We start from the raw sequence: 12,033 nt of genomic DNA, 5'->3' as shown, positions 1-12,033 counted from the left end.
CCCTGGAGGCGCTTCAGGCAAGCGCCGGGCGACGGCTGTTGAAATCGCCGCGGCGGGGGCGGTGTCATCGATGATCGTGAGCTTCGAGAACGGCTGGCCGTCCGGCGTTCGCTCACGATGCCGCCGTTCAAAGGCGAGATCAGCTTGGCAAGTGATGAAAGTGCTTGCTCGCCTTGCTGCGCGCTCAGGCCGGAATGCTGTTTGTGGCCTCGGACATCTTTCGTGCTCCGGCACGCCCGTGGCGTAAATCTTCGATATCGCGCTTGGGGGGCGCACCGAACAAGCGGCTGTATTCACGGCTGAACTGGGAAGGGCTTTCATAACCGACGTGAAAGGCCGCGCTTGCCGCGTCCAGGTGTTCGTTGAGCATCAGGCGTCGCGCTTCGTTCAGGCGCAACCACTTCTGATACTGAAGGGGGCTCATCGCCGTCAGCTGACGGAAATGGAAGTGCAGGCTGGAAGTACTCATCTGGATGCGCGCGGCCAGCTCTTCGATGCGCAGCGGTTCGGTGTAGTGTGCTTTCAGCCAGTCGATGGCTTTGGCGATCCGCTGGCTTTGGCTGCCCAGCGAAACGATCTGCCATAAGCGCGCAGCCTGATCACTCATCAGCAGGCGGTAATGAATTTCGCGCAGGATCAGCGGGGCAAGCACCGGTATGGACGCGGGCTCATCCAGCAGGGCCAGCAGACGCTGAAATGGCTCCAGCAATTGCGGTGACAGGCTTCCCCGGGCAAGCCCCCTGTCTGCGGGGCGTTCTGTGGGGGGCGTAAGACCACCTTGCGCGATCAGTGCTGCGAGGATGCTCAGATCCAGTTTCAGGACCAGTCCGACGCAAGGTTTTTCAGGGCTGGCTTCAATCACCTGGGAGCTCGCCGGTAGATCAATCGAGTTGATCAGGAAGTGTTCCGGGTCGTACGGGAAAGCTTCGTCACCCACGAGCATCTGCTTGGCGCCCTGAGCTACAAACACGACGCTGGGCTCAACCATGCAGGCACAGGGTTCTGTAAGTTTCTCTCTCCGGAAAAAGAGCAGATCGGGAATTTCTGTGCACCGGTCCTCGTCACCACTTGTCCTGCCTGCGATAGCGTGAGCTAGTGTGGTTTGCAGCGTGCTGATCTGTGTTTTCAGTGCAGGGGCGTGAGTCTGCTGGGAAGTCATGCCGTTCTCCAGATGGTTCTGCTTTGAACTGTAGCCGGATCAATCCAGCCGCGGCTTGCCGCAGACTATCTGGTCGCAGGATCAGGCAAGAAAAACATCGGAATGAGCATGATTTCTCCGCTACTCCGGGGTAATCACTTGATCAAGGGGAGGGGGCACCGGGGACCCGATTGCAGTAAAGCCCCGTGTTTTCTACTCATGAGCTCTTCGTTTGAAGAACAGGAACAAAAACAGGAGCATGAACAGAATGTCGTTCACCCCGTAAATGCTGAAAAAAATGCCGGCCATGGCATCCTCGGCATACACGTTTGCGACGCTGTGTCTGGACATCCAGTCCAGCCAAACCACTGCATAAACCGATTTTTCAATCGCAAAAGCACCCGCAATCCATTTCGACTTGATGCTTGCGGCTGCGCCAATGTAAGCCAATCCCCACACAACGATCATCAGGAGGCCGAAGTTAGACATCACGACGGGATCTGCCACATTGATTGCAGTGTTTGTGAAGAGTCTGGAAAAAAACAGGACCCCGCCAATGTTCATGCTGGCGGCTGCTAAATAAATCCTGGTTTCCATGCTTGGGGTATGGAGCTTCATTTTTTTTCGGGTGCTTTCAGGGGTTGGCTGTTTTGAAACTTAGCGCAAGCGTTTCTGAATGAGTACGAGAGCTGCGCCCAGCACGCAAACGCATGCCAAAAAGATGAGAATTTCTTGCCCTACCTGGAGCGTGATCGGAGTGTGGCCCGATGTACCGGGACCGAAGGCGGGGACGAATGGCTGCTGGTTGCTGATATTGATCAGCCAATACTGGCTGACCAGGCCTGCGGAAAACGCACTGGCGATCAGACGCACGATGTTCTTGAGCGCATAGGCATGTGAGAAGTCTTCATGTGGAACTTCCGTGTAGGTGAGCCCCGCGATCTGAATGACCCCCAGGATCGGGAAAAGCGCCTTGAGTGCCATGGGCCCAAGCAGGCTTGGCCAGGAGGCCTCGCGGCTTGCCGCGAAGCTCAGCCAGAGCATTCCCGCACCTGCACAGGCGAAGCCCCAGGCGATCAAGCGTCTGCGATCTCCGAGTCTGGAAGCGAAGCGAAAATAGAGCGGCAGGCAAACGACGGTCACGATTGCAGAAAAAGACTGTAAAGCGCCTGTTGTGCTCAGCCCCAGGCCCAGCGCTTGATCGAACAGGCGAGGATAGAGATAGCTGGTGGCGCCATTGACGATGTAATACAAACCGTAAAACCCGAGGCCTACTAAATAGCGCCGCCCGTTGAGCACATTCAGGCGCAGGAGTGGATCAGGGTGCTGCCGAGAGCGCCAGATCGTAAAACCAAGGCAGGCCATGGCCAGACTGAGCACGGAGAGTTGGCCCGCCCCGAAGCGTGCCAACTCCAGGCCTTCCAGACCGTGGAGCAAGAGCATCATGCCCAGCGCGAAGCTCAGGCTCGTCAGCCAGTCGAGTGTGCCCAGAGAGCGAGGGGTGTGGCGCTCCGCGCGAAGCTGCAGGAGCACGATGATCAGCATCAGCAGCGCGAAAGCCGCTTGCAACAGGAAGCTCGCGCGCCATCCCCAGGCCTGGACGAGCGCGGCTGTAAGCCAGGGCAATGGGGCTACGCCGCCCAGCAGGCCGAAGATGTAGGCCCTGAGTTGGGCCGGGCGTTCGGATTGCGGTGTGACCAGTTGCAAGTACACGCGGGACATCGTGAATAAGCCCCCGCCACCAAGGCCTTGCAGGAGGCGCGCGGGAATCATCAGCCAGAGCGAGCTGCTCATGGCTGCCAGCAGGGCGCCTGCGAGATAGAGTGCAATGCCGCTCGCGATGAGGTTCCTGTAATGCCAGCGGCGGCTGGCGCGCTCGATCAGGGGCAGGGTGGCAATGCCGGAGCCCGCGTAGAGGGTGATGATCCATAGGAACTCACTGGGGCTTGCCTGCATGCCCGCTTGTATTTCCTCTGCCGCCAGCAGCACGCTCAGAGACGACCAGAAGTCCACGGCCGTGACCAGACCGAGCACGTAACCCAGCGCACGTGGCAAATGCTCCCGCGGTAAAGGCTGATGCGAGAGCGAGGCTGTCTGCTGAACAGCTGAAGTGGCGGGGGCGTTCATGTCTGGTTCTGTCTTGCGAGCGAGTCGGGTAACGAATGCTGTGGGGTGCGCGGGTGGAAACTTCCCCTTTAACCCGGAAGCTCCCCTGTGGCCTGGACGGCTCTTTTCCATGCTTCGCGGCTCTGGATGCGCTGGATGAAATCACGCAACCGGGGCCAGCGTTCGGCCTCGGGCTGCAGGGTAGCGAGCGTTGCGGGGAAGCTCAGCATCACATCGGCCCCTGTCCAGTCATCGCCCACGAAGTGGCCTGAAGCTTGCAGCTCGTTTTCCAGATAATCGAAATGCGCGATGAGCTGCTCATTGATCCGTGGGTGAAGGGGCTGAGCGGCTTCGCCCAGCCTCGCAACGTAGAGCCTGAGCAGTATCGGCGTCATTGCCGAGCCCTCGGCGAAGTGCATGAGCTGAAGGTGGCGCAGCGCATCTTGCGAGCCTGCGAGAGGCAGGAATCGCCCTTGCCCATAGCGTTCGCAGAGGTATTGCACGATGGCGCCCGACTCCTGGATCAGGATGCCATCGTCTTCAAGCAAGGGCGATTTCCCCAGCGGGTGAATCTTCTTGAGTGCTGGCGGCGCCAGATTGGTCGTGAGGTCGCGCTGATAGTGCTGAACGCGATAGCTCAGCCCCAGCTCTTCGAGCAGCCAAACAATCCGTTGCGAGCGGCTTTTGTTGAGGTGGTGAATGACGATGCTCATGGCTTGCGAACCTCTTCTGCGGGGCTTGCCGCAGCGCTGACGACTCCGTTAACCAACAGAACGGAATAGTCGGCACCTGCATTACGATGAGGCTTGGCCTTCTGGTACGCGGGGCTTTCATACCAGTTGCGCGCCGCAGCCATATCCGGAAATTCAAGGACTGCCACACTTTCCTCAGGCTGACCCTCCAGAACTTCGATTTCGCCGTAATACGCGATTGGCTTCGGGTTATGGCCAGCTCGTGCCAGTTTGGCAAGCGAGGCGTAGGTATCAAGCTCGTCGGGATTGAGTGTGTGATGCTTGATGAGGATTACGTAAGCGCTCATGTTTTTTCTCCTGAAATCGGGGGGCCTAGGAATGCCGAAGGGATGATCAAGCTGGAGTAGCACTGACGCGCACTGACAGGTAAAGCGATTCACCCAAGCGATCAAGCAAGCTCAGTTCATTTTTAAGCCAGGAAAGATGTGCCTCTTCACCTACAAGCACGTCCTCAATCATTCTTCGAGTCGTGGCGTCGCGCAGTGCCACCAAGGTTTCAATGGCTTGATTGAGTACCGGCAAGCCCGCCTCCTGAACCTGAAGATCCGCCTCCAGAATGCTTCTGAGCGTGTGCCCGATGCGTGGCTGAGCAACGGTGAATTCAGGCGTCCCACCGATGTCGAGCAAACGATCGGTCAGTGTTTTCAGCGTCAGCGGCTCATCGCTGATATGCGCCTGCATTTGATTGCTCAGATTTGTCAGGCCCAGCGCGCTGATCAAAGCGAGATGTGTCTGATGCTGGATGCTTGCACTCCAGAAGGCTCCGATGAGTTCGTTGAGTAACTGATGGGCAGGAGCCGGCGGGTTACCGCCAGTATTCTTTTCAGTCATGAGGCGCTTTCTATCCGTTGTTTGAAGGTGCGTTGCAGATGCAGGCTAGGCGCACTGCATCTGCGGCCCTGTGCTCAGGCGAGCAGTTTGATCAAGGCCTGTGCGACGCCTTCAGAGCTTGCGGGGTTCTGTCCGGTCACGAGCGTTCTGTCGCTCACGATGTAAGGCGCCCAGTCCGGGCCTTTCTCATAGAGGCCGCCCAGTGCCTTGAATTCATCCTCGATCAGGAAAGGCACGACATCGCTGAGCTCAACCGCATCTTCTTCGCTGTTGGTAAAGCCGGTGACCCGGCGGCCCTTGATCAGCGGCTCACCATTGGCGGCCTTCACATGGCGCAGTGCGGCGGGGGCGTGGCACACGAAACCAACAGGCTTGCCGGCACGTTCGAAGTTTTCGATCAACGCAATCGACACGGCTGATTCGGCCAAGTCCCACATCGGCCCATGACCACCGGGGTAGAAGACGGTGTCAAAGTCTTCGGCTTTGACGGTATCGAGCTTGACCGTGTTGGCCAGGCGTTCCTGTGCGGCAGGATCTGCCTTGAAACGATGGGTCAGTTCGGTCTGGAACTCTGGCAGGTCACTCTTGGGGTCGAGCGGAGGCTGCCCACCTGCCGGTGAAGCGAGCACGATCTCGGCGTTTGCATCCAGGAAGGTGTAGTAGGGCGCGGCAAACTCTTCCAGCCAGAAGCCGGTCTTCTTGCCTGTATTGCCGAGTTGGTCGTGCGAGGTCAGTACCATCAGAACTTTCATGTTTCTCTCCTTTTGAGGTGTGTACTTACGCGGATAAGGCAGATTCAAGTGCAGCCAGCTTGCTGGCGTAGGGCGCGCGCAAACGCAGATTGGAAGCGCCATCTGGGCTTTGCAGAACAACGGCCTTGTTGTGGGTAAAGCGCATGAAGCCGTGGATGCCGTGGTAGGCACCGATACCTGAAGCACCAACGCCACCAAATGGCAGAGTTTCGATAGACACGTGGCTCATGATGTCGTTGATTACCAGTGCGCCGGAGGTTGTGCGGGACGCGAAATGAGCCTGCCCCTCTTGCGTATCGCCGAAGTAGTAGGCCGCCAGGGGGCGCGGATGGGCATTGATATACGCAACGGCTTCCTCAGCACTGGCGCAGACCATGACGGGCAAGAGCGGCCCGAAGATTTCTTCTTGCATGATCTTCATGTCATCCGTCACGTCGAACACCAGGTGCGGAGCAATCTTGCGGGAGACCGGGTCGTGAGCAGCTTCGTCAGACGGCGCCAAGCTGACAATGCGTGCCCCTTTTTGGGCCGCGTCTTCAAGCAGGCCGAGCAGGCGCTCGTAGTGTTTCTGCGTGATGATGGAGGTGTAGTCCGGGTTGCTCTGGAGTGAGGGGTAAGCCTCCGCCATCAACGCCCGTGCAGCTTGCTCCAGTCCCGCCTGCTGTCCTGGCGGAACGATCATGTAATCCGGGGCAAGACAGATCTGCCCCGCGTTGAAAGTCTTTACCGTCAGTGTGCGGGCCGTCGCGAGCCCGATGTCAGCGTCTGCACTGACGAGCACAGGTGACTTCCCGCCCAGCTCAAGCGTGACCGGTACAAGGTTTTCCGCCGCGGCACGCATCACATGCCGGCCGACTGTGGTACTGCCGGTGAAGATCAGGTGATCGAAGGGCAGGCCACTGAAGGCTGCGCCTATGCTGGCGTCGCCGAGCACCACGCCCAACTCCATCGGATCGAAATAGCGTGCGATCAATTCGGCGAGCAATTCAGAGGTGTGCGGTGTCAGCTCGGACGGCTTCAGAAGTGCGGCGTTGCCCGCGGCCAGAACGCCCGCAAGGGGGCCGAAGGCTAGATTGATGGGGAAATTCCAGGGGCTGATGATGCCCACAACGCCCAGCGGCTGGCGTTCGATCCGTGCTGTCATGCCCGGCGCGGGAGCGGGAAGTGTTTCCGCCTGCATCCATTCCTGCACATGCTGGGCTGCGTAGTTGAGCATCCCTAGCGTTGTCGCGATATCCGCCGCCAGTGACTGGTAAATGCTGCGGTGGCCGAAGTCTGCACTCATCGCGTGTGCCAACTCATTGCGATGCTCGCGCAACAGGCGTGCTGCGCGGAGAAGGCGGTCCCGGCGCAGTGCGCCATCGGCCGGCCCCGCCGCAATGTGCCGCTGTTGCATGGCTTTGAGAATGGAGCGAAGGTCTTCCGTCTGTGGGTGGGGGTGCATGTTGTTCTCTTTTCCTTGCGTCGCCAGATCAGGCGCGCTGTGAGCGATTTCAGATGATTTCGAGTGCGACATCGACGTTGCCGCGTACTGCGTTCGAATAGGGGCAGACTTCATGGGCGTCTGCCACGAGGGCTTCAGCGGCGTGGCGTTCGATGCCAGGAAGCTGGATGCTCAAGGTGATCGCGAGGCCAAAACGACGCTCGTCCTTGGGGCCGACACCGACTTTTGCCGTGACCGTGGCGTGCTCCGGGATGCGCGGGTGTTCGCCGCTGCGAGCCACATTCTTCATGGCGCTGAGGAAACAGGCTGCGTAGCCGGCGGCGAATAGTTCCTCGGGGTTGTTGCCGAAGCCGTTGCCGCCCAGTTCTTTAGGCAATCCAAGCCAGACGTTCAGTGAGCCATCGGCCGTGCGGGCGCGACCATCACGACCACCGGTTGCGGTAGCTTCGGTCTGATAGAGGACTTTGGTTGGCATCTTGCTCTCCTGTTGTGCGGGTTGAAGCAGCATTGCTGCATGGCCTGGGCATCTTAGGAGAAGGGCATGATTGCCCGCCAACTAGGCGAGTTTGGGGCTCCCATAAATAATGTTATGGTTAGGCTATGTCGCTTATCCGTTTGCGGACCTTCGTCGAGGTCTATCGCCAGCGCTCCATCAGTGGGGCTGCCCGCAATCTCAATCTGACCCAGCCTGCTGTCTCACAGCACATCGCCGGGCTGGAGGTTGCGATCGGACGTCCCTTGTTTGAACGGCAGGTGCGGGGTGTGACACCGACCACGGCTGCGGATGAATTGGCCGCGGATATCGGCGACAAGCTCGATGCTGTCGAGGCCGCCATGTCTTCTGCCCGTGCCCGCTCGGTGGAGCTGACCGGTGCTTTGCAGATCATTGGCCATGCGGATTTTCTGGCCGAAGTCGTTTCTCCCCATTTGCTTCCTTTGCTGGAAGTAGGGATCCGTGTGCGCTTGCAGACGGGGAGCAGTGACTTCGTCAATCAGATGGTGATCGAGGGCCACTGTGACCTCGGTATCACTGCCTTTCCTACCAGCGACAAACGTCTGCACTGCGAGTTGATTCGCAGCGAACGCGTGCTTGCGGTGGCTGCGCCCAGCGTTGCCGACCGGATCACGCAAGCCGCTTCGCTGGAAAAAGCCCTCGCTCAAGAACCCTTGCTGGCGTACAACCTCGAGATCCCGTTGATTGACGCCTGGGCGGCAAAAAACAAGCTGAATCTGGGGCCGCTTGTACCCGCCTTGATAGGACAGGACTTGCGCGCACTGCGGAGCTTGTTGTGCCGTGGCTTTGGCTGGACGGTGCTGCCGGAGTACTTGTGCCAGGATCATCTTCAGCGTGGTGAGCTGAAAGAAGTGCCCGCATCAACGGGGGCGAGCGCACTCAACTACTACCTGGTCTGGACCCCGAGCGCACTCAGGCAAGCGCGCGTTGCGCACGCCAGACAAGCCTTGCTCTGGCATCTGAAAGCTTGATTCAAGCGTTTTTCTGTCGAGACTAAGCAAACAGTCAAGTTGCTTGGCGAGCCCGTCATGGCCCGCGACTTCGTTCGGCAGATGGCAGAGCTGAAAATTCTCGCTTTGCTGCTCAACCGTTTCACACAACTCGGTATGTCTTAACCGTGGGCGTGGCATGAAGTCGTCTGGGGGCAGGGGAGTTATTGCATCGGGGCTATTCGTGCAACAAAGCTGATTCGAGCTCAAACGGCAAAACGACGTAGCAGACGAAACACCGCTTTGGTCAAGAAGCGTCATGCCCTTTTGGGTGTAAATGCCAAGTGCATTAAGTGGTGAGCGAAACATACTTGAAAGTATGGGTTTAAAGGAGTGTTGCTTGAGTTCTTTAAAAGCAGCACTACGCAGAAAATCCGGAGGCGGCTTGTTTAAATCCACCTCCAAGACTAATGTCGCGCATCAGCGTCGGGCTCTTCTTGGGGGCAGAAATTTTATGCCTTCCTGTTATGCCTTCCTGCTTAGTGCCTATAGCTCCATTCGTCTTGTTGCGCTTTGAACCGGAGATCCACATGTCCCGAATTCGCACGATCATTCATGGCTTCGCCCTCAGCACCCTGGCATGCTCGATCTCATCAATCAGCCAGGCCGCGCAGCCCGTCGCAGACGTGATCTATGTAGGTGGCAAGGTGGTCACCGTCAACGATCTCCAGCCGGAAGCCGAGGCCGTCGCCATCAAGACGGGCAAGATCATCGCGGTGGGCTATCGCGACGAGGTCATGAAGCTCAAGGGGGGGCAGACAAAACTGATCGATCTGGCGGGCAAGGCCATGTTGCCCGGCTTCATCGACCCGCACGGCCACGTCTTCAACACCGGCATCCAGGCCATTTCGGCCAACCTGCTGCCCGCGCCGGATGGTGCCGTCAATGACATTCCGGCACTGCAGGCGACGCTCAAGGACTGGGCTGCCCGGAACGACAAGCTCACGGGCAAGTACGGCTGGATTGTTGGCTTCGGTTATGACGATGCCCAGCTCAAGGAACAGCGCCACCCGACACGCGAAGACCTCGATCAGGTGTCCACGGAATTGCCGGTAGTGATCGTTCATCAATCCGGCCACCTCGGGGTGATGAACAGCAAGGCGCTGCAGATGCTGGGGCTTACTGCGGCAAGCAAGAATCCTCCCGGGGGCAACATCCGTCGCAGGGAGGGGGGGCAGGAGCCGAATGGCGTGCTTGAAGAGAACGCTTTCTTCGGGCCTTTCTTCGGCCTGATGAGCAAGCTCGGGCCGGATGCCAACAAGGCACTGTTTGCCGCGGGCGTGAATCTCTACAAGAGCTTCGGTTACACCACCGCACAGGAAGGCAAGGCCTCGCTGGGTTCGGCAACAACCATGGAAGCGGTGGCAAAGAGCGGCAAGCTGGATATCGATGTGGTGGCCTATCCGGACATCACGGTCGGCGCGCAGGCCATGAAAGCGCCCTGGCTCTCGCGCAGCTATACGCAGCATTTCCGCATCGGGGGCATCAAGCTCACGCTGGATGGCTCGCCGCAAGGCAAGACGGCCTGGCTCAGCAAGCCCTATTACAAGGCGCCGAGTGGTCAGAAGGCGGACTATCACGGCTATTCGGCCTTCACCGACGAGCAGGTGAATGGCTTTGTCGAGCAGGCTTTCCAGAAGAACTGGCAGGTGCTGGCCCATGTGAATGGCGACGCGGCCATTGATCAATTCATCGCTGCCGTGCGCGCTGCCGAAGCCAGACATGGCATGGCAGATCGCCGACCTGTGGCCATTCACGCCCAGACCGCGCGTGAAGACCAGGTTCAGGCCTTCCATGATCTGGGCATCATGCCGTCCTTCTTCCCGATGCATACCTATTACTGGGGCGACTGGCATCGTGACTCGGTGCTCGGGCCGGAGCGCGCAGTCAATATTTCGCCGCTGGGCTGGGCCATGCAGCGCAACATGATTTTCACCTCGCACCACGATGCGCCCGTTGCCATGCCGGACCCGATGCGGGTCATGCACGCCACGGTCAATCGAGTGACGCGCAGCGGTCAGGTGCTTGGGCCGCAGCACCGGGTGTCGCCGCTGGTGGCGCTCAAGGCACACACGCTGTGGTCGGCCTACCAGCACTTCGAGGACAAGAGCAAAGGCTCGATCGAAGTCGGCAAGCTGGCGGATTTCGTCATCGTGGACCGCAGCCCGCTGGACGGCGACCCGATGACGATCGACACGATCAAGGTCATGGAAACGATCAAGCAGGGCAAGAGCGTTTTCAAGCGTGAAGCAACGCAGAAGACGGCCGATAACCAGCGCAGCTGCGCCGAATCGGAGCCCTGCATCCGGGTGGCGACATTGGCCCTCAACATGGCCGGCGTGATTGACATTCACAGGCACGACGACTGATTCAGCTTCTCAAAAAACGGTCGGCCCGATTTTTTGAAAATCGGATGCATCAAAAATGCACGCGCAAACGGCATATCAAGAAAGGGTTGGGCATGAGTAAAAATATATTTGTCGGTTGCGCCATGATGGTTTTGGGCACTTTCTTGCATGTGCCAATTGCTCAGGCTGCACCTGTCGAAGTGAAGCCGATTCCCGTCACAGTCGACACCTTTGTACGTGCAGAGACAGATCGCTACTTCAAGCAACGCTACGAACAAGGCGCATTTGGCAAGTTCCACCATGAGCGCGGTCCGGTGGATGTGGACAAACAACTTGTGATCCGCATGAACCGGGACACCCCTTACAGCACGGGGGTGTTCGATCTGACCCAGCCGCTCACCATCGTGAAGCCGGATACGCACGGGCGATTTCAGTCAATCCTGGTCTTCAATCAGGACCACTACATTCAGCGTGTGATTTATGAGCCGGGTACTTACACCTTCACCCAGGAGGAAATGGGGACCCGCTACATTCAGGTAACCGTTCGTACATTGGTGAACCCGAATGATCCGGCGGACATTGAGGAAATGCGCAAGGCGCAAGATGCCGTCCAGGCCATTCAGTCGGACCCCGGCAGTTTCGAGGTGCCGAACTGGGATCAGAAGAGTTTGTCCGCGCTTCGCAAGGCCATCCTGACCATGACGCCCTGGGTTCCCGATAGCCGCAGGATGTTCGGGACCAAGGCCGAGGTAGGCGAGCTGCGCCATTTCATTGGTACGGCAGGTGGCATCTTCGGCAATGCCGAAAAGGATGCGATCTATATGGTGGAGGTGCCGAAGAAAAATGATGGCAAGACGCCGTTCAAGCTGACGGTCAAAGATGTACCAGTCGATGCATTCTGGTCCATCACCGTGTACAACAAAAACGGATTTTATGAGCCGCCCACCAATGCCATATCGCTGAATAGCTATACCGCCAAGCCGAATGCTGATGGCAGCATAACGGTGAATTTTGGTGGTGATCCGAAAGCAGGCAACTACCTCAGAATCATGCCGGGCTGGAACTACCTTGTCCGGCTCTATCGTCCAAGAGCAGAAGTTCTCGATGGAAGCTGGACTTTCCCCAAAGCGATGCCAATCAAGTAGTCGCTCTTGAATGA

Annotated in this window: 12 protein-coding genes and 1 pseudogene; 4 read left to right on the top strand and 9 right to left on the bottom strand. The window is 58.4% G+C overall.

The window, feature by feature from the left end:
* Window positions 1–184: 184 nt before the first annotated feature.
* From HJ583_RS07850 to HJ583_RS07810, 9 genes are all read right to left on the bottom strand, one after another.
* Complete coding sequence (locus HJ583_RS07850; RefSeq protein ID WP_170021429.1) at window positions 185–1,159, bottom strand: AraC family transcriptional regulator; 975 nt, start codon at window positions 1,157–1,159, stop codon at window positions 185–187.
* A 192-nt stretch (window positions 1,160–1,351) separates the two neighbouring features.
* Window positions 1,352–1,756: a hypothetical protein gene (locus tag HJ583_RS07845; RefSeq protein WP_217423348.1), complete on the bottom strand. Its 405-nt coding sequence runs from the start codon at window positions 1,754–1,756 to the stop codon at window positions 1,352–1,354.
* 39 nt (window positions 1,757–1,795) lie between these two features.
* The gene (locus HJ583_RS07840) at window positions 1,796–3,172 is read right to left on the bottom strand and encodes an MFS transporter (RefSeq protein WP_170021428.1); all 1,377 of its coding nucleotides are present in this window, start codon (window positions 3,170–3,172) and stop codon (window positions 1,796–1,798) included.
* 161 nt (window positions 3,173–3,333) lie between these two features.
* Window positions 3,334–3,957: a glutathione S-transferase family protein gene (locus tag HJ583_RS07835; protein ID WP_170021427.1), complete on the bottom strand. Its 624-nt coding sequence runs from the start codon at window positions 3,955–3,957 to the stop codon at window positions 3,334–3,336.
* Window positions 3,954–4,283: a DUF1330 domain-containing protein gene (locus HJ583_RS07830; RefSeq protein ID WP_170021426.1), complete on the bottom strand. Its 330-nt coding sequence runs from the start codon at window positions 4,281–4,283 to the stop codon at window positions 3,954–3,956. The genes HJ583_RS07835 and HJ583_RS07830 overlap by 4 nt, the downstream gene beginning before the upstream one ends.
* Window positions 4,284–4,329: 46 nt before the next feature.
* A complete protein-coding gene (locus tag HJ583_RS07825) occupies window positions 4,330–4,827 on the bottom strand; it encodes a ferritin-like domain-containing protein (protein WP_170021425.1) in 498 nt (165 codons plus the stop codon).
* A gap of 74 nt (window positions 4,828–4,901) precedes the next feature.
* Window positions 4,902–5,579, bottom strand: a complete 678-nt coding sequence (locus tag HJ583_RS07820) for a type 1 glutamine amidotransferase domain-containing protein (RefSeq protein WP_170021424.1) — start codon at window positions 5,577–5,579, stop codon at window positions 4,902–4,904.
* A 25-nt stretch (window positions 5,580–5,604) separates the two neighbouring features.
* Window positions 5,605–7,023, bottom strand: coding sequence for a coniferyl aldehyde dehydrogenase (locus HJ583_RS07815; RefSeq protein ID WP_170021423.1), 1,419 nt, complete (start codon window positions 7,021–7,023; stop codon window positions 5,605–5,607).
* Between the two features lie 49 nt (window positions 7,024–7,072).
* A complete protein-coding gene (locus HJ583_RS07810; RefSeq protein ID WP_170021422.1) occupies window positions 7,073–7,498 on the bottom strand; it encodes an organic hydroperoxide resistance protein in 426 nt (141 codons plus the stop codon).
* Between the two features lie 125 nt (window positions 7,499–7,623).
* On the opposite strand from HJ583_RS07810, the gene HJ583_RS07805 reads away from it, so the two are divergent.
* The 4 genes and pseudogenes from HJ583_RS07805 to HJ583_RS07795 all read left to right on the top strand — a co-directional run bounded on the left by HJ583_RS07805 (window position 7,624) and on the right by HJ583_RS07795 (window position 12,019).
* Window positions 7,624–8,508 (top strand): LysR family transcriptional regulator, encoded by an 885-nt coding sequence (locus tag HJ583_RS07805; protein WP_170021421.1) that lies wholly within the window; start codon window positions 7,624–7,626, stop codon window positions 8,506–8,508.
* Between the two features lie 3 nt (window positions 8,509–8,511).
* Window positions 8,512–8,652 (top strand): annotated as a pseudogene (locus HJ583_RS19070) (IS5/IS1182 family transposase); the annotation flags it as partial.
* Window positions 8,653–9,056: 404 nt separating this feature from the next.
* Window positions 9,057–10,895 carry an amidohydrolase gene (locus HJ583_RS07800; protein ID WP_170021420.1) on the top strand — a complete coding sequence of 613 codons (1,839 nt, stop codon included), beginning with the start codon at window positions 9,057–9,059 and terminating at the stop codon, window positions 10,893–10,895.
* Between the two features lie 92 nt (window positions 10,896–10,987).
* Window positions 10,988–12,019: a DUF1214 domain-containing protein gene (locus HJ583_RS07795; protein ID WP_170021419.1), complete on the top strand. Its 1,032-nt coding sequence runs from the start codon at window positions 10,988–10,990 to the stop codon at window positions 12,017–12,019.
* Window positions 12,020–12,033: the final 14 nt, after the last annotated feature.

The sequence above is a fragment of the Uliginosibacterium aquaticum genome, from assembly GCF_012972705.2.
In the GTDB taxonomy this organism is placed as follows: domain Bacteria; phylum Pseudomonadota; class Gammaproteobacteria; order Burkholderiales; family Rhodocyclaceae; genus Uliginosibacterium; species Uliginosibacterium aquaticum.
Note: the sequence above shows the minus strand (reverse complement) of the source record. Positions and strands in the feature narration are given on the sequence as shown.